Source organism: uncultured Polaribacter sp. (assembly GCF_947503855.1).
Classification (GTDB): domain Bacteria; phylum Bacteroidota; class Bacteroidia; order Flavobacteriales; family Flavobacteriaceae; genus Polaribacter.
In genome coordinates this window covers 314,805-341,407 of sequence record NZ_CANNFF010000002.1, presented here as the reverse complement: position 1 = coordinate 341,407, position 26,603 = coordinate 314,805, and the positions used below count along the sequence as shown (strand labels likewise).

27 protein-coding genes are annotated in these 26,603 nt (G+C 29.4%); 8 read left to right on the top strand and 19 right to left on the bottom strand.

Annotation, left to right across the window (positions count from 1 at the left end; genetic code table 11):
* Positions 1-353 precede the first annotated feature (353 nt).
* From folD to msrB, 3 genes are all read right to left on the bottom strand, one after another.
* Positions 354-1,250 carry a bifunctional methylenetetrahydrofolate dehydrogenase/methenyltetrahydrofolate cyclohydrolase FolD gene (gene folD / locus Q0662_RS02970; protein ID WP_298947020.1) on the bottom strand — a complete coding sequence of 299 codons (897 nt, stop codon included), beginning with the start codon at positions 1,248-1,250 and terminating at the stop codon, positions 354-356.
* 99 nt (positions 1,251-1,349) lie between these two features.
* The gene (ffh, locus tag Q0662_RS02965) at positions 1,350-2,678 is read right to left on the bottom strand and encodes a signal recognition particle protein (RefSeq protein WP_298947018.1); all 1,329 of its coding nucleotides are present in this window, start codon (positions 2,676-2,678) and stop codon (positions 1,350-1,352) included.
* Between the two features lie 151 nt (positions 2,679-2,829).
* Entirely contained in the window at positions 2,830-3,312 is a 483-nt protein-coding gene (msrB, locus tag Q0662_RS02960) for a peptide-methionine (R)-S-oxide reductase MsrB (protein ID WP_298947016.1), read from the bottom strand.
* 211 nt (positions 3,313-3,523) lie between these two features.
* Between msrB and Q0662_RS02955 the strand changes: the two genes are divergently transcribed.
* Positions 3,524-4,339 carry a M48 family metallopeptidase gene (locus Q0662_RS02955; RefSeq protein WP_298947014.1) on the top strand — a complete coding sequence of 272 codons (816 nt, stop codon included), beginning with the start codon at positions 3,524-3,526 and terminating at the stop codon, positions 4,337-4,339.
* A gap of 74 nt (positions 4,340-4,413) precedes the next feature.
* Positions 4,414-5,790, top strand: a complete 1,377-nt coding sequence (locus tag Q0662_RS02950) for an MFS transporter (protein WP_298947012.1) — start codon at positions 4,414-4,416, stop codon at positions 5,788-5,790.
* On the opposite strand, the gene Q0662_RS02945 is transcribed toward Q0662_RS02950, so the two are convergent.
* The 7 genes from Q0662_RS02945 to Q0662_RS02915 all read right to left on the bottom strand — a co-directional run bounded on the left by Q0662_RS02945 (position 5,787) and on the right by Q0662_RS02915 (position 12,634).
* Positions 5,787-6,551: a CDP-alcohol phosphatidyltransferase family protein gene (locus Q0662_RS02945; RefSeq protein WP_298947010.1), complete on the bottom strand. Its 765-nt coding sequence runs from the start codon at positions 6,549-6,551 to the stop codon at positions 5,787-5,789. The genes Q0662_RS02950 and Q0662_RS02945 overlap by 4 nt on opposite strands.
* A gap of 130 nt (positions 6,552-6,681) precedes the next feature.
* The gene (locus Q0662_RS02940) at positions 6,682-8,937 is read right to left on the bottom strand and encodes a TonB-dependent receptor (RefSeq protein WP_298947008.1); all 2,256 of its coding nucleotides are present in this window, start codon (positions 8,935-8,937) and stop codon (positions 6,682-6,684) included.
* 102 nt (positions 8,938-9,039) lie between these two features.
* Positions 9,040-9,315, bottom strand: coding sequence for a hypothetical protein (locus tag Q0662_RS02935; protein WP_298947007.1), 276 nt, complete (start codon positions 9,313-9,315; stop codon positions 9,040-9,042).
* A 43-nt stretch (positions 9,316-9,358) separates the two neighbouring features.
* The gene (locus tag Q0662_RS02930; RefSeq protein ID WP_298947005.1) at positions 9,359-10,123 is read right to left on the bottom strand and encodes a TerC family protein; all 765 of its coding nucleotides are present in this window, start codon (positions 10,121-10,123) and stop codon (positions 9,359-9,361) included.
* 1 nt (position 10,124) lies between these two features.
* Complete coding sequence (locus tag Q0662_RS02925) at positions 10,125-10,613, bottom strand: hypothetical protein (protein WP_298947002.1); 489 nt, start codon at positions 10,611-10,613, stop codon at positions 10,125-10,127.
* Positions 10,614-10,650: 37 nt separating this feature from the next.
* Positions 10,651-11,994: an adenylosuccinate lyase gene (purB, locus tag Q0662_RS02920; RefSeq protein ID WP_298946999.1), complete on the bottom strand. Its 1,344-nt coding sequence runs from the start codon at positions 11,992-11,994 to the stop codon at positions 10,651-10,653.
* Between the two features lie 46 nt (positions 11,995-12,040).
* Complete coding sequence (locus Q0662_RS02915) at positions 12,041-12,634, bottom strand: adenylosuccinate lyase (RefSeq protein ID WP_298946998.1); 594 nt, start codon at positions 12,632-12,634, stop codon at positions 12,041-12,043.
* Positions 12,635-12,668: 34 nt separating this feature from the next.
* Here Q0662_RS02915 and Q0662_RS02910 point away from each other — a divergent pair, with 34 nt between their 5' ends.
* The 6 genes from Q0662_RS02910 to Q0662_RS02885 all read left to right on the top strand — a co-directional run bounded on the left by Q0662_RS02910 (position 12,669) and on the right by Q0662_RS02885 (position 17,969).
* The gene (locus Q0662_RS02910) at positions 12,669-13,385 is read left to right on the top strand and encodes a toxin-antitoxin system YwqK family antitoxin (RefSeq protein ID WP_298946995.1); all 717 of its coding nucleotides are present in this window, start codon (positions 12,669-12,671) and stop codon (positions 13,383-13,385) included.
* Positions 13,386-13,533: 148 nt separating this feature from the next.
* Positions 13,534-14,721: a tRNA 2-thiouridine(34) synthase MnmA gene (gene mnmA, locus Q0662_RS02905; RefSeq protein WP_298946993.1), complete on the top strand. Its 1,188-nt coding sequence runs from the start codon at positions 13,534-13,536 to the stop codon at positions 14,719-14,721.
* 53 nt (positions 14,722-14,774) lie between these two features.
* The gene (locus Q0662_RS02900) at positions 14,775-16,442 is read left to right on the top strand and encodes a S8 family serine peptidase (RefSeq protein ID WP_298946991.1); all 1,668 of its coding nucleotides are present in this window, start codon (positions 14,775-14,777) and stop codon (positions 16,440-16,442) included.
* Positions 16,442-17,383 carry a nitronate monooxygenase gene (locus tag Q0662_RS02895; protein ID WP_298946989.1) on the top strand — a complete coding sequence of 314 codons (942 nt, stop codon included), beginning with the start codon at positions 16,442-16,444 and terminating at the stop codon, positions 17,381-17,383. Before Q0662_RS02900 ends, Q0662_RS02895 begins: the two co-directional genes overlap by 1 nt.
* Before the next feature lie 115 nt (positions 17,384-17,498).
* Complete coding sequence (locus Q0662_RS02890; protein WP_298946988.1) at positions 17,499-17,690, top strand: cold shock domain-containing protein; 192 nt, start codon at positions 17,499-17,501, stop codon at positions 17,688-17,690.
* Positions 17,691-17,771: 81 nt separating this feature from the next.
* Complete coding sequence (locus tag Q0662_RS02885; RefSeq protein ID WP_347186608.1) at positions 17,772-17,969, top strand: YwbE family protein; 198 nt, start codon at positions 17,772-17,774, stop codon at positions 17,967-17,969.
* Positions 17,970-17,972: 3 nt separating this feature from the next.
* Here the strand turns inward: Q0662_RS02885 and Q0662_RS02880 are convergent, their stop codons facing one another.
* The 9 genes from Q0662_RS02880 to ribH all read right to left on the bottom strand — a co-directional run bounded on the left by Q0662_RS02880 (position 17,973) and on the right by ribH (position 26,576).
* Positions 17,973-18,899 carry a lytic transglycosylase domain-containing protein gene (locus Q0662_RS02880; RefSeq protein ID WP_298946987.1) on the bottom strand — a complete coding sequence of 309 codons (927 nt, stop codon included), beginning with the start codon at positions 18,897-18,899 and terminating at the stop codon, positions 17,973-17,975.
* Positions 18,900-18,943: 44 nt separating this feature from the next.
* A complete protein-coding gene (locus Q0662_RS02875; protein ID WP_298946986.1) occupies positions 18,944-19,603 on the bottom strand; it encodes an alpha/beta hydrolase in 660 nt (219 codons plus the stop codon).
* Between the two features lie 57 nt (positions 19,604-19,660).
* Entirely contained in the window at positions 19,661-20,995 is a 1,335-nt protein-coding gene (gene mtaB / locus Q0662_RS02870; protein WP_298946984.1) for a tRNA (N(6)-L-threonylcarbamoyladenosine(37)-C(2))-methylthiotransferase MtaB, read from the bottom strand.
* 213 nt (positions 20,996-21,208) lie between these two features.
* On the bottom strand, positions 21,209-22,216 hold the full coding sequence (locus Q0662_RS02865) for an endonuclease/exonuclease/phosphatase family protein (protein WP_298946983.1): 1,008 nt from the start codon (positions 22,214-22,216) through the stop codon (positions 21,209-21,211).
* Positions 22,217-23,068 (bottom strand): rhomboid family intramembrane serine protease, encoded by an 852-nt coding sequence (locus Q0662_RS02860; RefSeq protein WP_298946981.1) that lies wholly within the window; start codon positions 23,066-23,068, stop codon positions 22,217-22,219. It lies immediately after the preceding gene.
* Positions 23,068-23,799 carry a rhomboid family intramembrane serine protease gene (locus Q0662_RS02855; protein ID WP_298946978.1) on the bottom strand — a complete coding sequence of 244 codons (732 nt, stop codon included), beginning with the start codon at positions 23,797-23,799 and terminating at the stop codon, positions 23,068-23,070. Before Q0662_RS02855 ends, Q0662_RS02860 begins: the two co-directional genes overlap by 1 nt.
* A gap of 4 nt (positions 23,800-23,803) precedes the next feature.
* Positions 23,804-25,615 carry a DNA mismatch repair endonuclease MutL gene (mutL, locus tag Q0662_RS02850; protein WP_298946976.1) on the bottom strand — a complete coding sequence of 604 codons (1,812 nt, stop codon included), beginning with the start codon at positions 25,613-25,615 and terminating at the stop codon, positions 23,804-23,806.
* 3 nt (positions 25,616-25,618) lie between these two features.
* Complete coding sequence (locus Q0662_RS02845; RefSeq protein ID WP_298946975.1) at positions 25,619-25,891, bottom strand: riboflavin synthase subunit beta; 273 nt, start codon at positions 25,889-25,891, stop codon at positions 25,619-25,621.
* Between the two features lie 178 nt (positions 25,892-26,069).
* Positions 26,070-26,576 carry a 6,7-dimethyl-8-ribityllumazine synthase gene (ribH, locus tag Q0662_RS02840; protein ID WP_298946974.1) on the bottom strand — a complete coding sequence of 169 codons (507 nt, stop codon included), beginning with the start codon at positions 26,574-26,576 and terminating at the stop codon, positions 26,070-26,072.
* Positions 26,577-26,603 lie beyond the last annotated feature (27 nt).

Sequence of the window (26,603 nt, the reverse complement as noted above, 5' to 3'; positions counted from 1 at the left end):
CAGTACATCAATAAATTTATATTCGATAGGAATATTAATAATATTAAAATTAGCATTATTTAAAATGCACAACGGGTAATCATATTAAAGGTTTAAAAGCTATCTTCATTTAAATTAAAATTTTGATAATGATACTTTTTAGCTCTATTTTTATAGGTTGCTTTAAAATATTATGAATGAATAATTAAAATAGCACCCAAAATAATAAGACAAGATTTTTTTTATTAATTAAAATTTTCTTTTTTTAAAGAAATATTGCTATATTTAGTTGATGTTTTGGAGCTGTTACCATTTATGTTTTATTTAGAAAATGGATGATTTTTAATAAATAAAAATATTTAAAAAAATAATTTTTAACAATCATTTGAGTCATGTGCGTTTTTTCTCTTGCACGCTAATAAAGTATTTTTTAAGAGCATTGCGATGGTCATTGGGCCTACGCCACCAGGAACTGGAGTAATATATTGAGATTTTTCTGCAACTTCTTTAAAAGCAACATCACCTACCAATCTAAAACCATTTTTCTTAGAAGGATCTGCAACTCTGGTAATTCCAACATCAATTACAGTTACATTATCTTTAACCATATCTGCTTTTAAAAACTCTGGTATTCCTATGGCAGCTACAATTATATCTGCTTGTAAAGTAATTTCTTTTAAGTTTTTTGTTCTACTATGGCACATTGTAACAGTAGCATTACCTACTTTTCTTTTTTGAGATAATAAAATACTCATTGGGCTACCCACAATATGGCTTCTACCCAAAACAACAACGTGTTTGCCAGAAGTTTCTACTTCATATCTATCTAACAATTCTAAAATGCCAAAAGGTGTTGCAGAAATAAAAGTTGGTAAGTTTAAAGCCATTTTACCAACATTTGTTGGATGAAATCCATCTACATCCTTATCAGGGGCAACAGCCATTATTACTTTTTGTTCATCTATATGTTTTGGCAGTGGAAGCTGAACGATAAAACCATCAATATCATTATCTATATTTAAAACAGCAATTTCATTTAGTAACGCTTCTTCGGTAATATCTTCTGGTAAACGAATCAATGTAGATTCGAAACCAACACGTTCACAAGCTTTTACTTTTGCATTTACATACGTAATACTTGCGCCATTATTCCCTACAATAATGGCTGCTAAATGTGGTGCTTTTTTATGATTATTTTTTAAATAATCTACTTCTAAAGAAATTTCTTCTTTAATATCTGCTGCTGTTTTTTTTCCGTCTAATAAAATCATTTTATGGTTTCAAAGTTACAATTGGAGATTTCTAAATCACTTAAAAAAAGCTCATTTCGAAATAACATTTGTTATTATTTTTTATTATTTCACACTTCACTATTTCATTCCTTTCATCATCTGCATCATCTTTTTGCCACCACCACCTTGCATCATTTTCATCATTTTACTCATTTGGTTAAATTGCTTCATTAATTGGTTTACTTCTTGGATAGAAGTTCCAGAACCTTTAGCAATTCTTTTCTTTCTGCTAGCGTTTATGGTAGAAGGTGTGCTTCTTTCAGAAGGTGTCATAGAATGAATAATTGCTTCGATTCCTTTAAAAGCATCATCATCAATATCTACGTCTTTTAAAGCTTTGCCAGCACCAGGAATCATACCCATAAGGTCTTTCATGCTTCCCATTTTTTTTATTTGCTGAATTTGATTTAAGAAATCATCGAAACCAAATTGATTTTTTGCGATTTTTTTCTGCAGTTTTCTAGCTTCTTCTTCATCATATTGGTCTTGGGCTCTTTCTACTAAAGAAACCACATCACCCATACCTAAAATACGATCTGCCATTCTATCAGGATGAAATACATCAATTGCATCCATTTTTTCTCCTGTACCAATAAACTTAATTGGCTTATCAACTACAGATTTTATAGAAAGTGCGGCTCCACCTCGTGTATCACCATCTAATTTTGTTAGTACAACACCATCAAAATTTAAAATATCGTTAAATGCTTTTGCTGTATTTACGGCATCTTGCCCTGTCATAGAATCTACCACAAACAAAGTTTCTTGTGGTTCTATTGCTTTGTGGATGTTAGAAATTTCTGACATCATTTCTTCATCTACTGCTAAACGACCTGCAGTATCTATAATCACCACATTTTTTCCGTTTGCTTTAGCGTGGGCAATTGCATTTTTAGAAATTTCTACAGGATTGTTATTGCCAACTTCTGCATAAACTTCTACATCAATTTGTTCTCCTACAACTTGTAATTGATTGATAGCTGCTGGTCTGTATACATCACAACCTACCAATAAAACTTGCTTATTTTTTTTGTCTTTAAGGTAGTTTGCTAATTTTCCAGAAAAAGTTGTTTTACCAGAACCTTGTAAACCAGACATTAAAATTATAGTAGGGCTACCTCCTAAATTTACACCCACAGTTTCACCACCCATTAATTGAGTAAGTTCGTCTTTAACTAACTTTACCATTAATTGCCCAGGATTTATGGTTGTTAATACATTTTGTCCTATGGCTTTGGTTTGTACTCTCTTGGTAAATTCTTTGGCAATTTTAAAGTTAACATCGGCATCTAATAGTGCTCTTCTAACTTCTTTTAAAGTTTCTGCAACGTTAACTTCTGTAATTTTACCATGCCCTTTTAGGGTGTGTAAGGCTTTATCTAATTTATCGCTTAAATTATTAAACATAATTTGTGTCTTTTTTAGGAAACACAAATATAAGAAATAACCACTATTTTAAAAGGCTTATAGTAGCTTTTTTAGACTATATTTTCTTCGGAAATAAAGTGCTAAAAAAAATGATTATGTGTACTTAAATAGAGTTTAATTATTTTTTAAATTACTTCTCTTTGGGTGTAAAATTTAAAGCAATACCATTAATACAATGGCGTTTTCCAGTAGTTTCTTGTGGGCCATCATCAAATGAATGGCCTAAATGACTGCCACAAGTATTGCATTTTAATTCTGTCCTAGCATAACCAATTTTATAATCTACATCCATTTCTACATTTCCTTTTATAGCTCTATCAAAAGAAGGCCAACCAGAGCCTGAATCATATTTGTGTTTAGATTGGTATAAAGGTGTTTTACACGCAGCACACAGATAAGTGCCTTCTTTTTTATTGTTATTTAATGGACTTGTAAATGCTTTTTCTGTACCAGCTTCTCTTAATACATAATATTCTTTGTCTGTCAATATTTTTTTCCACTGTTCTTCAGATTTAACAATAGTATATATTTTATTTTCTTCATTTTTATTTTGCGCTTTACTATTGCAACTCATTAAAAAAATGATCGACAAAAATGGAATTATTTTATTCATATTATTTTATTATTTATGTTTCGTACTTTAATTTTAGTCGAAATTTATATCAATTTCATACACAAATATACAAACCGAAATTCTTAAAGAAAACTTAATAAATTTTTAAAAATATACTATTAAGTTATTTTAAAATGTAATGAGTACTCATAGTATAGATAAAATTTATAAATTGCTAATCAAATAAATAAGAAATATAAAGTTATTACAAATGAAAAAATATGCTATTTTTTTACTTTCAATCGTCTTATTTACAGAATGCAGTAAAGTGCCAATTACAGGCAGAAGTAGAGTAAATTTTGTAAGTGATTCAAAAGTTTTACCTGTTAGTTTTGCACAATATAAAGGATTTTTAAAAGAAAATAAACTGTCTACTAATAAAGAAATGACCAACCAAATTAAAAATGTTGGTAAAAATATTTCTGCAGCTGTAGATAGATTTATGAGAGCAAACAACATGACATCTGAAGCAAATGCATACAAATGGGAATTTAACTTAGTAGAGGACAAAACCTTAAATGCTTGGTGTATGCCAGGAGGAAAAGTGGTTTTTTATACAGGTATTATGCCAATTTGTGCAAATGAAGATGGAGTTGCAGCAGTAATGGGGCATGAAGTTGCGCATGCTTTTGCAAAACACGGACAAGAAAGAATGTCTCATGGGCAATTACAGCAAATTGGTGGTTTGGCCGTTGCTCTAGGTGCCTCTGAAAAAGATAGTAAAACGCAAAAAATATGGAATGCTGCTTTTGGGGTTGGTTCTGGTTTAGGAGTCTTAAAATTTAGTAGAGTACATGAGCAAGAGGCAGACAGATTAGGTTTGGTCTTTATGATTATGGCAGGTTATGATGGCACCGAAGCAGCAGAGGTTTGGGTTAGAATGAGTCAAAGTTCAGATAAAAATTCTCAACCTGCAATTTTAAGAACGCACCCATCAAACGAATCTAGAATTAATGATTTAAGAACTTATTTACCAACAGCAAAAAAGTATGCTGCAAAATATAATGGCGTTACAACCTTAAAATAAAAAGTAGTAAAACTTTTACTATCTTGTGTCCCGTTCAAAATAAAATGAACGGTATTTTTATTTAAAAAAATTTTATGTTACAAAAAGGGAGTAATAAACTAATAAATGCTTGGGCATTTTACGATTGGGCAAATTCAGTATATTCTTTAGTAATTAGTACTGCAGTTTTTCCATTATTTTATGATGCTATTACAAAAGGAAAAACCGTTCGTTTTCTTTGGATGGATTGGGATTATCCTGACACTTTATACAGTTATTCTTTATCATTTTCATTTTTAATAGTAGCTTTTATTTCTCCCATATTATCTGCCATTGCAGATTATACAGGTAATAAATTAAAATTTATGAAGTTTTTTTGTTGGTTGGGTGGTTTTTCTGTAATTAGTATGTATTTTTTTGAAGATGTTAGCACAACTTGGATAGGAATACTTTGTACAATTTTAGCAAGTATTGGTTTTTGGTCTAGTATTGTTTTTTATAACTCTTATTTACCAGAAGTAGCAAGCCCAGAGCAACAAGATGCTGCAAGTGCAAAAGGTTTTATATATGGTTATATTGGTTCTATTATACTTTTATTAATTAGTTTAGGTATGATTTTACAACCTTCTTTTTTTGGTTTTGATTTAAGTATACCAGAAAATATTACAGCCAATGGTTCAGATGAAGAAATAACAGCAGCTTTAGAAACCGTAAAAAATGCAGCTTCATTAAAAGCCATGAGAATTTCTTTTGTAATGGTTGGTTTATGGTGGATTGGTTTTGCGCAAATAACATTTAAAAAATTACCCAATAATGTGTTTAACCGAAAGCCCGAAAAAGATTTTATTTGGAAAGGTTTTAAAGAATTAAAAAAAGTTTCGATAGAACTTAAAAATTATCCAACATTGAGAAACTTTTTAATTGCATTTTTTTTACTAAGTGTAGGCGTACAAACCATTATTTTATTAGCCACTATTTTTGGGTCTTCAGAGTTAGGTTTAGGTACCATTAATTTAATAGTTACAGTGTTGTTAATACAATTTGTAGCTATTTTAGGGGCTTATGTATTTTCTAATGTATCAAAAAAGTATGGAAATTTTAAAGCCATAAAAATTACTTTATTTATTTGGGTTTTAGTATGTTTTAGTGCGTTTATGTTAGAAAAAGAACTACCTAATGTTGATTTGTATTTTTATGCTTTAGGTGGTTTGTTGGGTATGGTTTTAGGTGCTATACAATCTCTAACTCGATCTACATATTCTAAACTATTACCAGAAACAAAAGACCATGCAACGTATTTTAGTTTTTATGATGTAACCGAGAAAATTGCCATTGTTTTAGGAACTTTTGTATTTGGTTTCTTAATTTATTTAACAGATTCTATGCAGTGGAGTGTACTTTCTTTAGCTTTATTTTTTCTTGCTTCATTTATTGTTTTAAGTACTTTAAAGAGTACAAAACATGTACGTTAATAAAACACTTTTCTAATAAAGATAAAAACAAAAATAAAAACGGAATATCCAATAAAAAACGGAATGATAAATTCTTTTAAATTGAAAACTAAAAGAAGGCTAATAATCAAAAGTTGAAAGCCTAAGCCAAAAGTAGAAATTAAGGTCATTAACCAATTAGGAAATGGTTTTCCTTTGGATGCATTTTTATCTAAAGCATAAATTATTTTATCAAAAATACCATAAAATAAGGTGTATAGAAAAAAAAGGATGTTTACGTTTTTTTGCTTTTCTCCTGGTAAAGCAATGGGTGTAGTATCTTCAAAAATTCTACTTGTAGTGTCTCCAGAAAATCGATTTCTAAGAATTACGTAGTAGTAGTTGTATAAAGTACCTTGTAATTGAATTCCGAAAAAAGCCAGTAACATCCAGTAAAAATTTATTGTTGTTAATTGCCAAATAGTAATAAAAATAATAAAATTTAAAATAATATCTGAAACAGAATCTAGAAATCTACCAGTATAAGAAGGTGTTTTTTTTATTCTTGCCAACTCACCATCTGCAGCATCTAAAATAGATTTAAAAATTAAAAAGAAAGCAGCTGTCCAATAATGCCCTTGTGTAATACAAAAAACACCAGTTAAACCAGAGATTACAAATGCAATAGTGACGTGTACAGGTGTAAAAGAAGTTGTTTTTAATGAATTTGCAATAACCCTTGCAATGGGTCTGCCATAATCTGACAAATCTATAAATTGATATTTCTTGGGTAATTTAGACATAAAAATGCTTTTTTATTCGAGCATTTTTATCACTTAATAAAAGATCTAAAACAGCAAACGTAATAATTACCAAAATTAAGAAAAAAGTGTTACACAAAAGCAACACTTTTTTCATTCTTTTTAAAATATTTTAAATTGTAAAATTTATACCTAAAACAATATTTCTACCTTGGTTAAATATACCATCGTTTTTTAATCTTGATAAGTGATGAATGTATGTTTTATTTAATAAATTATTTACAGAAATAGAGGTAGAAACCTTTATGTTTTTAAAGTTAATATCGCCACCAAAACCTAAATTTAGTAGGTTGTAACCCTCTGTAGTTGTTTCAAATGCACTACTATTATTTTGTGCAAAAGTGCTTTGTAATGTTACAGAACTATAGCCTTGTCGCAACCATTTTCCAATAGAAAACTCTGTTCTAAAAGTGTTTCTCCAAGTATTTGCAGGTATTAAGGGTAAAAAATTCCCATTGTCTTGTTTACCAATAACAGTTTCAAAAACACTTTCTAAATGCAACCAATCTTGTGGATGTGGATGTAAATGAAAACCAAATTCGCCACCATATAATTTGGCATTTTCTTGAATGTAGGTAAAAACTTGTTCACCATCTTCAATTTCATTAGTTGGTGTTATAAAAATATAATCTTTTAAATGATTGTAAAAACCATTGGCAAACAATTCAAAATGTTCTGTTTTATATTCTACAGACACATCTATTTGAGTATTTTTTTCGTTTTTTAAATTCGCATTTCCTTTTTCGAACCTATTGGTTCCATGATGTACACCATTAGAACTTAGTTCTGCTAAATTTGGAGCTCTAAAACCGGTTGCAACATTTAATCTTGCAGTAATTGCCTCTGTAAAAGAAGTTTTTAAACCTAAAGAAGTTGTAAAACTATTAAAAGACTTATCAATAGCATCAAAAATATGTGTTTCAGTATCGTGAACAACTTCCATTCTTTCAGTAGAAATTTGTCTATTATCAAAACGAATTCCTGCTTGTAAAGTATTTTTATTCCATGTATAGTTTGCTGTTGTAAAAATACCAACGTCGTTTACATTTGCATCTGGTATTAGAATTTCTTTAGCAAAATTGGTATTTGTTTGATGCAAACCTTGTATACCAGAAAGTATTTCGATGTTACCAATTTTAGGAAAATGATATTTTGCATTGTAAGAAAACGTTTTTAACTTCATTCTTAAAGCAGCTTCTTCATGCTCTTCATGTGCTTCTTCGGTTTCATTTTCATTATGGTCTTCATGTTCTTCAAACTCTTGTCTATCGTTAAAAGTATAGCCTAAATCGATATCTAACTTCGATTTTCCGAAGAAAAAATGATTATGAGAACTTACTATATGATTGTCTATAAATTGATAAGGTTCTAAAATATCTGTACTTGTAGATTGTGCTGCAATCCCTTCTGTTAAGCCCAATTTAGAACGATTAAAATTATAACGAAGTTCTGATGTAAATTTGTTTTTAGAGTAGGCAACACCTGTTTTAAAGTCTTTTTCGTTAAAACGTGTATTGGTAACTCTTTCATCAGTAGGAATTTTATAATCAGCATGATTTGCATAAGTTCCTCTTGCTAAAAATTTCCAATTTTCTTTTGATATTTTAGCGCCCACTGATGTGTTTGTACCTAAGGTATTGCTGAAAAAACGTTGATTTACATTAAATTCTGAATTGTTTTCTAAAGCAAATTTTTCTGGGTTTAAATACAAAACACCACCCAAAGCATCTGACCCATAGAGTAGAGAAGCAGGTCCTTTTATAATTTCTACAGAGCTAATGCCAGCATCATTAATTCCCAATCCATGTTCGCCACCAAATTGCTGGTTTTCTAAACGAATACCTTGTGTGTAAACCAAAACTCTGTTACCACTTAAACCTCTAATAACAGGTTTTCCAATAGAAGTTCCTGTAGATATTTGTGAAACTCCTGCAATGTTTGTAATACCTTCAGATAAGGTTGTGTTACCAAGTTTTCTAATAGCAACAGCGCTTAAACGTTCTACTTTCATTACATTTTCTGACTGTAATTTGTTAAATGGAGTAGAAACAATAATTTCATCTATTTGAAAAAAACTTTCTTTTAATTGAATATTGATTACTATATTTTCTGAATTAATATCTATAGTTTTAACAACTGTTTTATAACCTAAATAGGTGTAGGTAATTTTAATTTTGCCATTAGGAAGATTTTTAAACCCATAAGTTCCCTCTTTAGAGGTAACAGTTCCTTTATGGGTTTCTTCTATATAAATTTGTACTTTTTCTAAAGGATTGTTTTGGTTATCTGTAATTTTTCCTGAAATGCTATTTTGTGCATTAGTTGTATATATTGCTAAAAAAAATAGCAGTTTTATAATTGTTTTCATGTTATTATTTTACTGTTTATTGCATATAGACATATAAATCTATATCTTTTAAAAAAACGATTAGAGTTTATATTTTCTACACTTTTTGTAGAAAACTATTTTTTAAACAGTAAAAAAAGGTGGGCCTCTAGGAGGTTTTTTTAATTGATAAAAATCTAAATATTTTTGAGGTTTATCAACAAAAGAAGTTTTATAAAAATGTTTTGGAATTACATTGCAGTTAGCACTAATTTCTTTAGAAAAAACGGTTAATTGCTTATGAAATTCGTCACAATTTATATTTTGTTTATGTATGTGTTGTTCACCAACAGAGGTACAAACATTGTGTTCATGGTTTTCTAAATCATGAAGAATTTCTATGGATACAGGAAGCATCAATAGTAAAAGAAAAAATATACTTAGTAGTTTTTTACACAAAACGTTACTTTTTTCTAATTTTTAGATTCAGCATTTCTACACCTAAAGAAAACGCAATCGCAAAATACAAATATCCTTTAGGAATTGCTCCTACAGTTTTGTTAAAAAATTCTGTATGCGATAAATGAGCTCCTTCTGTAATTAGCATAAAACCTATTAAAATTAAAAACGATAATGCCAACATTTGTATGGTAGGATTTTTATTTACAAAACTACTAATTGGGTTTGCAAAAAGCATCATAATTAAAATAGATACTATTACAGCTATTATCATGATAATTAAAGCCCCATCAATGCCATTTGTCATCCCAACAGCAGTTAAAATACTATCAAAAGAAAAAACGATATCTATTAAAATAATTTGAATGATAATATTTGTAAACGAAACTACTTTTGGCGATTTTAAAACTTCATCTTCATTGGTGTTTTCTACTTTCTGTCTAATTTCTTTGGTACTTTTGTAAATTAAAAACACCCCTCCTAAAAACAAAATGATGCTTTGCCCTGTTAAACCTGTATTAAGCCAATCTGTGTTTATTTTTAAAAAAGGTTCTTTTAATGCAATTAAATAAGACACTCCAAAAAGTAACAATATTCTTGTAATCATAGCCAAAGCCAATCCTAATAGAGTGGCTTTTTTAACTTGATTTTCTGGTAATTTATTTGCAGCAATAGAGATAAAAATAATATTATCTATACCTAATATTATTTCTAGAAAAGTAAGGGTTAATAAAGCAACCCATGTATCTGCATGTGTAAAAATTTCCATGTTATTTTACTTTATAAATTGTACCATCTGTAGCAAATTTGCTGAAGCCAATTTTAGCAGAAAAATCATAAGAACTATCTGTAACTTTCGTTATTTGAACATAAATAGCATCTTTATCTAACTGTTTTTTTGGAGATTTCATTTTTAAAGAATAAAAGAAGTTACTTTTCCATTTTATGTATAAAGTATCTATTCTTTTAACTCTTTTTTCTGTAATTACACTATCATTAGAAATACTAATAATTTTTTCATATTCTTCTATTTGCAAACTATCAACTCTGGTAATAACTGTCTTGCTGTAACCATTTCCTGCAGGTATTTCAAAAACACCTTCCTTAAATCTATTCGCATCTATTTTTTCTGATGAACAGGCACTAAATAAAAAAAATGAGGTTAAAAGGAAGAAGCATAAAGTTTGAAGAGTAGTTAAAAATATTCCAATTTTAAACTCCCAATTCCATTTCTTAAAAATATTTTTGATACTTATCATTCTTTATTTTTTAATCACTTCCAACTTCTAGTTAAAACTATATTCCTGTGTAATTAGCAGGAGTAATTGCTTTTAATTCTTCTTTAATTTCTGATGAAACTTCTAAAGTATCAATAAAATTTGCAATCGATTTTTGATTTATTTTTTCATTCGTTCTTGTTAAACCCTTCAAGGCTTCATAAGGGTTTGGATATGCCTCTCTTCTTAAAATAGTTTGAATAGCCTCTGCTACAACAGCCCAATTATTTTCTAAATCTTGTTCAAACTTTTCTTTGTTTAACAATAACTTATTCAATCCTTTTAAGGTTGATGTAAAACCAATAATAGTATGTCCAAAAGGTACACCAACATTTCTTAAAACAGTACTGTCTGTTAAATCTCTTTGCAACCTAGATATTGGTAATTTAGCAGAAAGATGTTCAAAAATAGCATTGGCAATTCCTAAATTCCCTTCAGAATTTTCAAAATCTATTGGGTTTACTTTGTGTGGCATTGCAGAAGAACCTACTTCACCTTTTTTAATTTTTTGTTTAAAATAATCCATAGAAACATAGGTCCAGAAGTCTCTATCTAAATCTACAATAATGGTATTTATACGTTTTAAACAGTCAAATAAAGCAGCCATATGATCATAGTGTTCTATTTGAGTTGTTGGAAAAGAGTGTTGCAAACCTAATTGTTCTTGTACAAATTTACTTCCAAATTCTTTCCAATTAATAGCTGGATAGGCAACTTTATGTGCGTTGTAATTACCAGTAGCACCACCAAATTTTGCAGCATTTGGTATGTTATTTAATAAATTAAATTGTTCTTTTAAACGCACAACAAAAACTTCAACCTCTTTACCTAATCTTGTTGGAGATGCTGGCTGACCATGCGTTCTTGCTAACATAGAAATGTCTTTCCACTCAATTACCAATTCTTGTAGCTTTTCTAAAACCTCAAAATATTGTGGTATATACACATCCTTTACAGCTTCTTTTATAGAAAGCGGAATTGCGGTGTTGTTAATATCTTGAGAGGTCAATCCAAAATGGATAAACTCTTTATATTTTTGTAATTTTAAGGTATCAAATTTCTCTTTGATAAAATACTCAACAGCTTTTACATCATGATTGGTGATTTTCTCAATATCTTTAATTTTTTGAGCGTCTTCAGTAGAAAAATCTGTATATATTTTACGCAAATCTTCAAAAAGAGAAGTATTAAAATCTTCTAATTGTGGTAAAGGTATTTCGCACAAGGCAATAAAGTATTCTATTTCTACACGAACACGATATTTTATTAAAGCTTTCTCAGAAAAATAGTTAGCAAGTGATTCAATTTTACCTCTGTAACGTCCATCAATAGGAGAAATGGCATTTAGTTTTGTTAAATTCATTTTTGTTGTATTGTAAGCAACAAAAATAAGCATTAAAACACATTTATTAATGGCTTTTTGTATGTTTTTCAATCAATTTTATAACATGTTTTCCACGAGCTTTTGTGCCTTTACTTTCGTGTATTATTTTGGTTTCAATAAGGTGTTTTAACTCTGGATGAATCCATTCTTTTTCTAAACCAAATAAGTATAAGGTATTCATTGTGTATGCCCTAACTGCAATTTTTTGTGGTGTAATTAACCAATCAAAACCCGTTTCTACAATGGCATCTATATGTACTAAGGTAAGGGTTTCTTTTGTTTTATTTGCTGATTTAGCATAATATGCAGTTGCCAAATATTCGCAAATTTTTGCGCAAGGTCTAATGGCGCTGTCAAATTTTAAGCTGCTTATTTTGCTGGTAAATTCATTTAAATAAGGTAAAATAAAATCTAGATTCTGGTGTGTGCAAATCCATTCTAATACCCAAGCAGCTTTTATAGAAATTTTTTTATCTATCCAAAATGTAATAGTTACCAATTCTTCAAACAAAAAAGCTTGCTCTAATACAATATTTGCAATTCTTTGTCTGTTTTCTCTTTTAGCAGTTTCTAAGTTATTTAACTGCTCTAAAAGATACAATTGATTTGTTTTGGACACTATTAATGTATATTTGTATGAAAATTATTTTGAAATGATAAATATAAAAAGACTCCTTTTTATTTTTACTTTTTTTACTTTTTATTTTTCAAGTATTGATTGTAATGCTCAAAAAATAAATCAATTTGATAAAAATAATAAGAGAACTGGTGTTTGGAAAAAGTATTATCCAAACAAAAGAATACGTTATACAGGTCAGTTTAAAGACGGCAAAGAAGTTGGTGTTTTTAAATTTTATGACATTACCACCTCTAAAAACCCATTAATTATAAAAACCTTTTTCGAAGATTCTGATTCTTTATTTGTGCAGTTTTATACATTAAAAGGACAAATAAAAACAGAGGGAGTTATGAATGGAAGACAAAGAGTAGGAAACTGGAAATATTTTTATCCAGATGGTACTTTAATGTCTAAAGAAAATTATAACAAAAAAGGTCAATTACATGGAGAGCAATTGGTGTATTATCCAGATGGACAAGTAACTGAATATGCAGAATATAAAAATGGTTTATTAGAGGGTGTATCTAGTAAATACTCAAGTAAAGGTGTTTTAATAGAAGAAATTACTTATAAGAATGGCAAACCAAATGGATTGGCAAAATATTTTGAATTGAATGGCAACTTAAAAGAAACAGGTATTTATAAAAATGGTAAAAGAGTAGGCAAGTGGCAGTATTATTTAGATGGGGAAATAGCCACAGAAAAAGATAAAAAGAAGAAAAATACTTATAAGAGAAAAAAAGAGCATTAGGTTTTAGTTGGAAGTTGGAAGTTAGAAAAAGTTGTTTAAAATTTTCATATTAGAAACTATTACATCACAGAAACCAATCCTATTATCAATTCTTTCAATCCTTATAAACCATTTCTAATTCGTATCTTTGCACCTTCAAAAATAGAAAATGAAACGAGTAGTTGTAGGCCTTTCTGGTGGAGTAGATTCTAGTGTTACAGCACATTTATTAAAAGAACAAGGTTTCGAAGTTATTGGCCTTTTTATGAAAAATTGGCATGATGACTCTGTAACCATTTCTAACGAATGTCCTTGGTTAGAAGATAGTAATGATGCAATGATTGTTGCCGAAAAATTAGGTATTCCTTTTCAGGTTGTAGATTTAAGTGAACAGTATAAAGCGCGAATTGTAGATTATATGTTTGCAGAATACGAAAAAGGAAGAACACCAAATCCAGATATTTTATGCAATAGAGAAATTAAGTTTGATGTTTTTATGGACATCGCCTTAAAATTAGGTGCAGATTATGTGGCAACTGGTCATTATTGTAGAAAAGGAGAAGAAATCATCAACGGAAAACCAGTTTTTAAATTATTAGCTGGCAAAGACCATAACAAAGATCAATCTTATTTTTTATGTCAATTATCACAAGAACAATTGGCAAAAGCTTTATTTCCAATTGGTGAATTAACAAAACCAGAGGTTAGAGAAATTGCTAAAAAAGCCGATTTAATTACTGCAGAAAAGAAAGATTCTCAGGGTTTATGTTTTATAGGAAAAGTTAGGTTACCAGAGTTTTTACAACAAAAATTACAGCCTAAAGATGGCGAAATTGTAACTATTCCTGCTGATTTTTATCAGTACACAAAATCGATACCAAAATTTGAAAATAAAGAAGCCGAATTAAACTATTTAGCTACAAAATATAGCTATCAAAAAGATGATGGTAAAGTTGTAGGCAAACATAATGGTGCTCATTATTTTACAAAAGGTCAACGTAAAGGTTTAAACGTTGGTGGTACAAAAGAGGCTTTGTATGTCATTGAAACAGATGTAGATACTAATATTATTTTTACTGGAGAAGGTAAAAACCACGCTGGTTTGTATAGAAATGTTTTGTTTGTTTCTAATGAAGAAACGCATTGGATTCGTGAAGATCTTATTTTAGAAGAAGGAGAAACCTTGCAAGTTGAAGCCAGAATTCGTTACCGACAAGCTTTAGAAAAAGCAACTTTATATAAAGTTGCAACAGGTATGTATGTAGAGTTTGAAAATAAGCAATCTGCCATACAAGAAGGGCAATTTGTGGCTTGGTACAAACACGAAGAATTACTAGGCTCTGGTGTAATTTCTTAAAAACTTTTTTTACCTTAATTAAAGTAGTATTTTTATATTTCATTTAAAGAACTATGAAAAAAAATCTACTATTTTTTGTTTTTATTTGCAGTACAACTTTTTTTGCACAGCAAGAAGACGCTTGGTTATTTTTTAAAGACAAACCCAACGCTGCGGCTTATATAGCAAACCCTTTAACAATGCTTACTCAAAAAGCTATTGATAGAAGAGGAAAGCAAAATATTACTATAGATGAAACAGATGTTCCAATTTACCAAAGTTATATTAATAACATTAAAAATTCTTTAGGAATTACTGTTTTAGGAAAATCTAAATGGTTAAATGCATTACACATTCAAGGCACACAAACAGCTATAAATAGCCTAAAAATAGATTTTACTTTTGTAAAAAGTATTGACTTTGCAGATAAAACTTTAAATACATCTAATAAAAGAACTTTTCAAAAAACCGAAGCACACCACCTAAATAAATTTAAAAATACCGAAGAAACTTTTAATTATGGTGCAGCAGAGAGTCAAATTAAAATGTTAAAAGGAGATTTTTTACATACAGAAGGTTTGACAGGTAAAAACCAAATTATTGCAGTGATAGATGCGGGTTTCCCGAATGTAAATACCTTAGCTGCTTTTAAACGATTAAGAGATAATAATCAAATTTTAGGAGGCTATAATTTTGCTGACAGAAATGCAAATTTTTATACAAGACACAATCATGGTACGAATGTTTTATCTACTATTGGAGGTTATTTAGAAAACCAATTTGTAGGTACTGCACCCGATGCAAAATTTTATTTATTCATATCAGAAATTGCAGAAACAGAAACAGTTTTAGAAGAAACCTTGTGGGTAGAAGCCGCTGAAATGGCAGATAGTTTAGGGGTTGATGTTATTAATACCTCTTTAGGGTATTCTACTTTTGACAACCCAAAACACAATTACAGTTATGCTGATATGGATGGCAAAACTACTTTTATTTCTAGAGGAGCAGAAATTGCTGCCCATAAAGGTATTTTAGTGGTAAATTCTGCTGGTAATGAAGGTACTAGTTCTTGGAAATATATTTCGGCTCCTGCAGATGCAGCTTCAGTAATTACTGTGGGTGCTGTGGATATAAATGGAAACATATCTTCTTTTAGTTCTTTTGGACCTAGTTTTGATGGTCGCATAAAACCAGAAATTTTAGCACAAGGAACAGCATCAGCAGTTATAAATCATCAAAATGGTAGTATTGTAAACTACAATGGTACTTCTTTTTCATCGCCAATTATGGCTGGTTTAATAGCTTGTTTGAATGATAATGAGGGGTTTCTTTTAAAATCAGCTAAACAACAAAATAAAAACTTTAATGCTTATTTAAAAGAAGCTCTGTACGAATCTGCAGATAGATTTAATAATCCCACAGCACAACATGGTTATGGTATTCCTAATTTTGAAACAGCTTTATATAAATATATTGGCTCTACTGGTTCTGTAGAAGATTGTTTTTTTGAGAATTTAAAAATTGTTCCAAACCCAGTAATAAATACTTTTAAATTTGAAGGGTTTAAAGAGAGTTTACAAGATTTTGATATTCAAATATTTAATGTTTTAGGCAAAGTAGTTTATCAGCAACAAAAATTAACAAAACCTACTTTAGATATATCAACCTTAAAAAAAGGCTTGTATTTGTTAAGAATTTCTAGGAATAATTTGCAGAAAACCTTTAAAATTATAAAACAGTAATGCAAAATAAAGTTAGTAACTTATTTAATATACAATACCCAATTATACAAGGTGGAATGGTATGGGTTTCTGGTTACAAATTAGCATCTGCAGTTTCTAATGTTGGTGGTTTGGGTTTAATTGGTGCAGGTTCTATGTACCCAGAGGTTTTAAGAAAACACATTCAAAAATGTAAAAAAGCAACTAAAAAACCTTTTGGGGTGAATGTACCTATGCTTTATCCAGAAATTGAAAAAATTATGGATATCATTGTAGAAGAAGAAGTAAAAATTGTTTTTACTTCTGCTGGCAATCCAAAAACTTGGACATCTTACTTAAAGAAAAAAGGGATTACTGTAGTGCATGTAGTTAGTTCTGTAAAATTTGCTTTAAAAGCACAAAGTGCAGGTGTAGATGCTGTTGTTTGTGAAGGTTTTGAAGCTGGAGGGCATAATGGAAGAGAAGAAACTACTACTTTCACTTTAATACCTATGGTAAAAGAACACCTTAAAATACCTGTTATTGCTGCGGGTGGTGTGGGTTCTGGTAGAGGCATGTTAGCAGCTATGGTTTTAGGCGCAGATGGGGTACAAATAGGAAGTAGGTTTGCAGCAACAGAAGAATCTTCTGCACATAAAAACTTTAAACAAACCATTGTTGATGTAAAAGATGGCGATACACAGCTAACTTTAAAAGAATTGGCGCCTGTACGTTTGGTTAAAAACAAATTTTATAATGAAGTACAAGAATTGTATCAACAAAAACCAACTTTAGAAGCTTTAAAAGCATTATTAGGTAGAGCACGTGCAAAAAAAGGAATGTTTGAAGGAGATTTAGATAATGGAGAGTTAGAAATAGGCCAAATTGCAGGTTTAATTCACCAAATAAAACATGTAAAAGAGGTTTTTAACGAAATTATTGAAGAATTTAACGAAGTCAAAGCCTTTATACATAAGCTTTAAGAGATTTAATGAAAAGAAAATCAATATTTTACATTTCATTAACATAATTGGTAGTATCTTTGCGTCATAATAAACGTTGTTAGTAAATAAACTGATAACACAATAATTTTTTATAATGAATAAAGGTACCGTAAAATTTTTCAATGAATCTAAAGGATTCGGATTCATCACTGAAGAAGGAACAAACAAAGAACATTTTGTACATGTGTCAGGATTAGTTGACGAAATTCGTGAAAACGATGAAGTTGAATTCGACTTACAAGATGGAAGAAAAGGATTAAACGCAGTAAACGTAAAAGTTATATAACAATATATTACTAGTTAATTTTTTATCTAAAAGCCTATCAAGATTTGATAGGCTTTTTTATTTACGTATTTTTGAAATCTTATGATTGACGGAAGGCAAAGAAAAAATATTAAAATTGGATTATTTGTAGAAGTTATACAAAAACCGCATCAACTTTTTGGGCAATTAACCAGTGGTAAGGTTGCTAAAATACTCACCAAATCACCAAGTCATCCTTACGGAATAAAAGTGAAATTAGAGTCTGGTATTGTTGGTAGAGTGAAAAATATAGTAGATTAATTACTATTCTAAAGGTACTTTAATATGGTATAATTTTCTGCTTTTATTATTCAGCTTATTTTCTCTTAACCAAGGGTTGCGTATTTTTAACTCTTTATAATTCATGCTAAACCCTTTTGCAAATACAGCTAAATTACTAATAGCAGTATCTACTTTAACGGTTCTACTTTCTTCTAACTGATATAAATCTTTTTCTTCAAAAACAAAACCATATTTTTTAGGGTTTGTTATAATTTCTTTTAACGCTAATATTCTAAAAACATATCTTTCTGTTTCATTGGGTAAAAGCGCGTCGTAATAAGAACTTACTTGTTGTGTTTTTAATCTTTTAGAAATTCCGTAATTTCCAGCATTATAAGCAGCAGCAGCTAAAGTCCATGTTCCTAAGCGTTCTTTAGATTTTTTTAAATATTCTGCAGCAACTTTAGTAGATTTTTCAATATCATATCTCTCATCAACATTACTGTTTATTTCTAAACCATATTCTTTGCCTGTAGTTTTCATAAAGTGCCACATACCTGCAGCACCAGCAGAAGATGTTTCATCTATAAAACCACTTTCTGCCAAAGCCAAAAATTTAAAATCGTCTGGTAAATTATATTTTTTTAAAAGAGGTTCTAAAATTGGAAAATACTTGTTAGCTCTTTTAATTAATAAGAGTCCATTAGATTGCCAGTAAGTATTTACCAATAATTCTCTTTCCATTCTTTCTCTAACATCTGGTATTTCTAAAGGAACACGCTCACCAGCTAAATTTAAATTTTCTGGTAGTTTTAGAGATTTTATTTTATAGGTTTTATGCGTTTGTGTTTCAGGTTCTTTAGAAGTATCACTATCTTTTTCTAAATGTTTTTTGTTGATAGCGTTATAGAAAAGGACGGTTACAATAACAACACTTAAAAAAGAAAAGATACGTTTAGCTGTTTTCATATTTTTACAATAATTTACCATAAAAGTAAGAAAACACCTTTGGTTTAGCAAGTTAATATGTCTGCAATAATTTTAGATATTTTTTTTGCTTTTGTTAAAATTATTACATGATTACCTTCTTTAATTTTAATTGGATTTTTGATTCTTTTTATTGGAAAAACAGTATCCTTGGTACCATGAATATGTACTATATTTTTAAGAGTATTTACTTGTTTCCACTTTAAAACATTATAGATAGCCCACTCTAAATACATCTTATCTCTAACAGATAAATACTTTTTATATAAAGTTGCTTTTTTCTTTAGCGACTTTCCTAAAAAGTATTGTGCATAATCCTCAAAATTTTCTACAACCTTCGTTGGAAATAACTTATAAACTTTTGTGAATTTGGCTAATTTAAATTTTTTAGGAAGTTCATTTTCATTTTTAATACTAGAAATGATAATTACTTTTTTAGGATTGACAAATTTTGCCATTTCTTGCACCATAATTCCGCCAAAAGAAACACCAATTAAAACAGCCTCTTTTTCGGTTACTTTATTGCTTAATCTATATGCATAATTGCCAATATCTTCTTCTAAAGCAAGTGGTTTTATCCATTCTAAAAAATGTAAAGTATATTTATCTGGATCTAAATCTAGGTTTTCAAAAATTTCTGGACCAGCTGCCAAACCTGGAACAAAATAAATAGGAGTTTTTTTCATATTTATTGTTTTATCTAAATATATACATCAAAATAGGTGTTATATATTTTTATAAACTTAAATATTTACAAAATCTTCTATAAAATTAAAACGAACAATTCCATCATCGTCTATGTTTGTTAATTTTATTGATTGTAAAGTGTTTACTAATTCAGGATTCCATGGTGTTTTTACTTTTACATAATTTTCTGTAAAACCATGGATGTACCCTTCTTTGTTTTCACTTTCAAAAAGTACAGTTAAAGTATTTCCTAATTGAGATTCGTAAAATGCACGTCTTTTTTTAGCAGACAAACCACGCAACATTTTACTTCGTTTTGCACGTGCTTTTTTAGGAACAACACCTGCCATATTTACAGCCTCTGTATTAGGCCTTTCTGAATATGTAAAAACGTGTAAATAAGAAATATCTAATTCGTTTAAATAATTGTAGGTTTCTAAAAATAATTCATCTGTTTCTCCAGGAAAACCAACAATAACATCTACACCAATACATGCATTTGGCATTACTTGTTTAATTCTAGCAACTCTATTTGTATAGGTGTCAGATAAATACCTACGCTTCATTTTTTTTAATAACTTGTCTGAACCAGATTGTAAAGGAATATGAAAATGAGGTACAAAAGAGTTAGATTTTGCTACGAAATTAATAGTTTCATCTTTTAATAAATTTGGTTCTATAGAAGAGATCCTTAAACGATGAATGCCATTAACTTGATCTAATTCTTTTACCAATTCTAAGAAAGTGTGTTCGTGCTTTTTGTTGCCAAACTCACCTTTTCCATAATCCCCAATATTAACACCCGTTAAAACAATTTCTTTAATGCCTTTAGAAGAAATTTCTTTGGCATTATTTAAAACATTCTGCAAAGTATCACTTCTAGAAATACCTCTAGCTAAAGGAATTGTACAATAAGTACATTTATAGTCGCAACCATCTTGTACTTTTAAAAACGCCCGAGTTCTATCGCCAATAGAATACGAACCTACATAAAAATCTGCATCAGAAATTTCACAAGAATGTACTTCGCCAACATTATTTTTAGATAAATCGTTGATGTAACTAGTAACGTTAAACTTTTCTGTAGCCCCTAAAACCAAATCTACACCATCTACATTTGCCAATTCTTCTGGTTTTAATTGCGCATAACAACCCACAGCAATTAAAAAAGCATCCTCATTTTTTTTCAAAGCATTTTTTACAATACTTTTAAAACGCTTGTCTGCATTGTCTGTCACAGAGCAAGTATTTATCACATAAATATCTGCTTTTTCATTAAAATCTACTCTATTAAAACCTTCATTTTCAAAATTACGAGCAATGGTAGACGTTTCAGAAAAATTTAATTTGCAACCTAACGTGTAAAAAGCAACTTTTTTATTCGCATTCATTTTGTTACATTTAGCATTTGCAAAAGTACGATAATATTCATGATTTTTGAAACAGAAAGATTACTTATTAGGGCTTTAGATGTATCATATTTAAACGCCTTTCATACATTAGAGGGTAATGCAGAAATTTTAAAATATGCAACAGGTTCTGTTTAAACATTTGCAGAAAAAATAAAATTGAACGAACTAAATTAATCAACAATAAAAAAATAACTATTTCCAATTAATTTTAGCGACAATAGGAAAATGGTCAGAGTGTTTGATATCAAAAGTCTTAAAACTATTTGTTATACTATTTTTATCCGTTAAAATAAAATCAATTCGCATTGGAAACCAATAGTTAAATGTTTTGCCAAAACCTTTACCAGCCTCTATAAAAGCATCTTTTTTATCTTTAGAAATTTTATGATATAACCAAGAATAGCTTGTATTATTAAAATCTCCACAGATTATTTTTTTGCCTTTCCAGGTTTGTTCGTGTCTTAGAAATTGCTCTGTTTGTAGGGCTTGTTTTTTAAAAGCATTAGCAACTCTTTCTAATAATTTTTCTGAATTTGATTCGCCAAAATTTTCTTCATTAGGCTTTATTCTTAAAGATTCAAAATGTACGTTATAAATTCTTATAGTATCTTTTTGCTTTAAAATATCTATAAAAATAATGTTGTTTCCTTCGCTTTTTAAATCTAAAGACCCCGAATTTATAATTTTGTATTTAGAATAAATTGCCAAACCATATTTTTTACTTTTTGTGTTTTTTTTGATGTATTGGTAAGGATAATTGATATCTATTTTAGAGGTTTGGTAATATTCTTGTACTGCTAATATATCTGGATTTTTCTCTTTGATAAAGGCAAAACCATTTACAGTACTATCTTCTTTTTTAGAAAATAAGTCAAAGGTTTTTACATTGTAACTCATCAACTTTAAATCTGAGTTTAAAGAGGAGTTTTTTCCAGATAGTTTGTAAAACGGTGTCATTATCATCCACCCTAAAATTAAGATCAGAAAAGATAAAAGAAATTGCTTTTTTAATTTGAGTAGCCAATAAATAACAAAAAATATATTTACAATTAAAAGTACAGGTACAAAAAGACTTAACACTGCAAAATCTGGAAGTTTTTTTGGTGAAATGTGTGGTAATAAAAAAGATAAGAGCAATAACACAGCTAGTAGGCTGTTTATTAAATAGAGAATTTTATCTAAAAAGGTTAACTTTTTCATTTACTTTTTGCCTTGCTTAAATAAAAATTCCTTCTCAGCTTTTGTTAATGTGTCATAACCAGATTTGCTAATTTTATCTAAAATACCATCTATTTGTTTTTGGTTAGGAGCCTTTGTTTTGGGGCTTGCTTTTTTGTTTTTCGATTTATAAACAGTTTGTAAGGGTTTTTCTTTTCTTTTGAATAAAGAGAAAAGGCTACCCAAAAGATCTATTTTTTTGTTACTGGCCTGATTAACATATAAAAAGCCAAACAAAGCGCCTCCTAAATGAGAAAAGCTTCCACCAGCATTAGGGCCAATTAAACCAATTAAATCGAAAGCCAACCAAATTGCTGCTAAATGCCAGACTTTTACAAAACCTATAAACCGAATGCTTATTTGATAATTAGGCATATAGGTAGCTAACCCAATAAATATGGCAGAAACACCTGCAGAAGCACCTACTAAACGAGATGAATTGCCTTCAAATAAAGGAAAATAGTTCTGGCTAAATAGATAAAAGATACCACCAAAAACAGTACCTAAAATGTAAAAGTTTAACGCTTGTTTTTGTGTAAAATACTGGATAAATAAATTGCCGATAAAATACAAACCAATCATGTTAAATAATAAATGTATAAAGCCAGAATGTAAAAATCCGTAGGAAACAATTGTCCAAGGTTTTGTAAGTAAATCACTAAAATTATCATCTAAAGAAAACCATTGTATAACAAAACCTGTTTGTCCTTTGTACAAACCTTGTAAAACTGTAATTAGCAGTGTAAAAGCAAAAACAGCTATATTAATATAGATTAATTTCTCTATAATACTGCCTGTTTTAAACTTGTATTTTATCTTGTTTATTAAACTCATTAATAATTTTTAAATTGATTTTTCTTCCAATAATAAGCAATTATAAATCCAATTAAAGCACCACCAATATGTGCAAAATGTGCAATATTACCAACAGAGTAACTGGTCATTCCAAAAAATAAATCACCTAAAATCATTAAAGGAATAAAATATTTTGCGGCAATTGGCACTGGAAAAAAGATTAATGCTAGTTTCGCATCTTTAAAATACAAGCCAAAAGCAACTAAAACACCGTAAACTGCACCAGAAGCACCAACTGCTGGAGTATTGTAAAGCATTGTAATCTTATTAAATTGCTCTTGTGAAATAGCATTTACCACTCTCGCATCACTTGTGCTTCCTTTTTCTAGTATAGTGAGTATTTCTGATGGATTTAAACCAGCATTTATAAAGAGTTCGTAAATTCCATTAAACTGATAATAATTAACTAATGTATAAATTAAACCTGCACCAATACCCGCAGAAAAATAGAAGAAAATAAATTTATTTTTACCCCACATTTGTTCTAAAGGTGTACCAAAAGCCCATAAACCATACATGTTAAATAAAATATGCGCAAAACTACCATGCATAAACATATGGGATACATATTGCCAAATTCCAAAATGTTCATTTTCAGGAAAATGCAAAGCCAAAATATTTGTAAAATCTAATTGTAAAAACTGAGGAGCTACAAATAAAATTACATTTATTATAATTAAGTGTTTTATGGCATCTGTTAGTTTCATCATACAATTAACTATTAAATAGGTTGTCTATTTGGAGTAGGGTTAATGTTTTAAAGGTTGCTTTTCCAAAAGGAGAAACACTTGGTTCTTTGCAAGAAAATAAATCGTTTACCAAACTTTCTTGCTCTTTTTCAGATAATAAAGTTCCTGTTTTTATAGATAATGTTTTTGCAAATGATTTTGCCATAATATCAAAATGACTAAAACTACTATCTGGTACTTCTAAATTGATCTCGTTTAACAATTCTTCTAAAATAATGTTAATTTTACTTTCGGTAACAGAAACGGGTATTCCTTTTATGGTAATACTGTCTTTGGTAAATTCGTCAAAAGAAAAGCCAGCATTTTCTAACTCTGTTTTTATGGTGTAAATCATTTCTATTTCTGCCGAAGAGAAAGATATTTTTACAGGAAATAGTAATTGTTGGCTGTTGGCTTCTTTTACAGTAATACTTTCTAAAAATTGCTCGTATAAAATTCTTTGATGTGCTAAAGATTGATTGATTAAAACTACACCAGATTTTATCAAACTCATTACATACTTACGTTGTATTTGAAATGTTTTTTTCGTTTTTTCTGCTTCTTGATGTTCAAATAAACTTTCTGTAGTGGTTTGAGAAGTATCTACAGAAGTGTATAAAGCCTCCCAGCTTTCTGTTTGTTTTTCTCTTTTAAATGTATTGCTAGTATCTTTTGGGTTGCTTTCTTTAAAAGGGTTAAAATCTGGATCCACAGAAATTTTGGGTACGGATGCAGTTTTAGATGTCGATTTAAAATGATAAGGAGTGTCTAAATTAGCATCTCTATTAAAATCTAATACTGGCGCTACATTATATTGTCCCAAACTATGTTTTACAGTAGCTCTTAACATGGCGTATAATGCTTTCTCGTTATCAAACTTTATTTCTGTTTTTGTTGGGTGAATATTAATGTCTATAGAATTTGCGGGTACAGTTAAATATAAAAAATAGGAGGGATGTGCCCCTTGTTCTAACAAACCATCAAAAGCATTTACAACTGCGTGATTTAAATACGAACTTTTGATAAATCGGTTATTTACAAAAAAGAATTGTTCGCCTCTTTTTCTTTTAGAAAACTCAGGTTTAGCAACAAAACCTTCTATAGTTAAAATATCTGTAGTCTCGTTTATAGGCACTAATTTTTCATTCATTTTACTCCCAAAAACAGCTACAATACGCTGTCTAAAATTACCACCTTTTAGATGATATACTTCGTTATTATTGTGATGTAATAAGAATGAAATCTCTGGATGTGCCAATGCTACTCTTTGAAACTCATCAATAATATGGCGTGTTTCTACAGTATCTGATTTTAAAAAGTTTCTTCTAGCAGGAATGTTGTAAAACAGATTTTTTACCGCCAAACTAGTCCCTTTTGCTGTAGCAATAAAATCTTGAGAAACTATTTTACTACCTTCAATTTTAATGCAAGTACCTAATTCTTCCTCTGGTGTTTTTGTTTTTAGCTCTACATGTGCAATTGCAGCAATAGACGCCAAAGCTTCACCTCTAAAGCCTTTAGTACATAGGTTAAATAAATCTTCTGCTTTTTGTATTTTAGAAGTTGCATGACGCTCAAAACTCATTCTTGCATCTGTGGCACTCATCCCTTTGCCATCATCTATAACCTGTATTAAGGTTTTACCAGCATCTTTAATAAGTAATTTTATATTGGTTGCACCAGCATCTATTGCATTTTCTAATAACTCTTTTACAACAGAAGCAGGTCTTTGTACTACTTCTCCTGCAGCAATTTGGTTTGCAACATGATCTGGTAAAAGTTGAATGATATCTGACATTAATTATTTTATGAATATAGATAAATCAAAATCTATGATATATAAAAAGATAAAAACTAAAATACTAATAATAATTATTAGTGTTTTGTTTACACCTTTATCTGGTGTTTTTAAATCTTCTAAAGCATCATTAAATTTGCCTTTAAGCCCTTTATTTTTTCCAGCAGTTTTTCTAAAATGATCTAATTTATGCTCAATTTTAAAAGGATTTCCTTCTCCTTTATAATATCTTGGCTGGTAATTAAATTTTTTATTTGTTTTTTTTAAAAATCCCATAATTTTAAAAATAACTGGTACATAGAAATAAGTCTAAATTAATTTTTATACCAATTTTAAAAGCAAATCAAATTTAAATAAATTAAAGGAAAATGCCTAAGATAGATGTAAAAAGTATTCTTAATTTATTACAAAAAAGAAGAAAGAATTTAATCTTGCAAACAAAAATAAACTAGTGTTAAAAACCAATACTTTCTTTTTGTAAACCTGTGTTTTTTATAGCGGCCATTTTTACCGCGGCCACGGCACATTCAATTCCTTTATTACCTAGTTTTCCGCCAGATCTATCTAAAGATTGTTGTTTGGTATTGTCTGTTAAAACACAAAAAATTACGGGTACATCATACTTTACATTTAAGTCTATAATACCTTGTGTAACCCCTTCGCAAACAAAATCGAAATGTTTGGTTTCTCCTTGAATAACATTACCAATAGCAACAATTGCGTCTACATTTTTAGACTGAATCATTTTTTTACAACCATAAACAAGCTCAAAACTACCAGGCACATCCCAAGAAATGATGTTTTGTTTGGTTGCACCGCAATCTAGTAAAGTTTCTATGGCTCCTTTTTTTAAGTTTTTGGTAATTTCAGGATTCCATTCAGAAACAACAATCCCAAATCGAAAAGGTTTCGCATTTGGGATTGTAGCTTTATCGTAATAAGATAAATTTGTTGTTGCCATTTTGTTTATTTTTTAGTAATCAGTTTA

Coding starts and splice junctions, on each gene's coding strand:
- folD (WP_298947020.1), bottom strand. CDS start 1,250: ATGATTTTATTAGACGGAAAAAAAACAGCAGCAGATATTAAAGAAGAA.
- ffh (WP_298947018.1), bottom strand. CDS start 2,678: ATGTTTAATAATTTAAGCGATAAATTAGATAAAGCCTTACACACCCTA.
- msrB (WP_298947016.1), bottom strand. CDS start 3,312: ATGAATAAAATAATTCCATTTTTGTCGATCATTTTTTTAATGAGTTGC.
- Q0662_RS02955 (WP_298947014.1), top strand. CDS start 3,524: ATGAAAAAATATGCTATTTTTTTACTTTCAATCGTCTTATTTACAGAA.
- Q0662_RS02950 (WP_298947012.1), top strand. CDS start 4,414: ATGTTACAAAAAGGGAGTAATAAACTAATAAATGCTTGGGCATTTTAC.
- Q0662_RS02945 (WP_298947010.1), bottom strand. CDS start 6,551: ATGTCTAAATTACCCAAGAAATATCAATTTATAGATTTGTCAGATTAT.
- Q0662_RS02940 (WP_298947008.1), bottom strand. CDS start 8,937: ATGAAAACAATTATAAAACTGCTATTTTTTTTAGCAATATATACAACT.
- Q0662_RS02930 (WP_298947005.1), bottom strand. CDS start 10,123: ATGGAAATTTTTACACATGCAGATACATGGGTTGCTTTATTAACCCTT.
- Q0662_RS02925 (WP_298947002.1), bottom strand. CDS start 10,613: ATGATAAGTATCAAAAATATTTTTAAGAAATGGAATTGGGAGTTTAAA.
- purB (WP_298946999.1), bottom strand. CDS start 11,994: ATGAATTTAACAAAACTAAATGCCATTTCTCCTATTGATGGACGTTAC.
- Q0662_RS02910 (WP_298946995.1), top strand. CDS start 12,669: ATGATAAATATAAAAAGACTCCTTTTTATTTTTACTTTTTTTACTTTT.
- mnmA (WP_298946993.1), top strand. CDS start 13,534: ATGAAACGAGTAGTTGTAGGCCTTTCTGGTGGAGTAGATTCTAGTGTT.
- Q0662_RS02900 (WP_298946991.1), top strand. CDS start 14,775: ATGAAAAAAAATCTACTATTTTTTGTTTTTATTTGCAGTACAACTTTT.
- Q0662_RS02895 (WP_298946989.1), top strand. CDS start 16,442: ATGCAAAATAAAGTTAGTAACTTATTTAATATACAATACCCAATTATA.
- Q0662_RS02890 (WP_298946988.1), top strand. CDS start 17,499: ATGAATAAAGGTACCGTAAAATTTTTCAATGAATCTAAAGGATTCGGA.
- Q0662_RS02885 (WP_347186608.1), top strand. CDS start 17,772: ATGATTGACGGAAGGCAAAGAAAAAATATTAAAATTGGATTATTTGTA.
- Q0662_RS02880 (WP_298946987.1), bottom strand. CDS start 18,899: ATGAAAACAGCTAAACGTATCTTTTCTTTTTTAAGTGTTGTTATTGTA.
- Q0662_RS02875 (WP_298946986.1), bottom strand. CDS start 19,603: ATGAAAAAAACTCCTATTTATTTTGTTCCAGGTTTGGCAGCTGGTCCA.
- mtaB (WP_298946984.1), bottom strand. CDS start 20,995: ATGAATGCGAATAAAAAAGTTGCTTTTTACACGTTAGGTTGCAAATTA.
- Q0662_RS02865 (WP_298946983.1), bottom strand. CDS start 22,216: ATGAAAAAGTTAACCTTTTTAGATAAAATTCTCTATTTAATAAACAGC.
- Q0662_RS02860 (WP_298946981.1), bottom strand. CDS start 23,068: ATGAGTTTAATAAACAAGATAAAATACAAGTTTAAAACAGGCAGTATT.
- Q0662_RS02855 (WP_298946978.1), bottom strand. CDS start 23,799: ATGATGAAACTAACAGATGCCATAAAACACTTAATTATAATAAATGTA.
- mutL (WP_298946976.1), bottom strand. CDS start 25,615: ATGTCAGATATCATTCAACTTTTACCAGATCATGTTGCAAACCAAATT.
- Q0662_RS02845 (WP_298946975.1), bottom strand. CDS start 25,891: ATGGGATTTTTAAAAAAAACAAATAAAAAATTTAATTACCAGCCAAGA.
- ribH (WP_298946974.1), bottom strand. CDS start 26,576: ATGGCAACAACAAATTTATCTTATTACGATAAAGCTACAATCCCAAAT.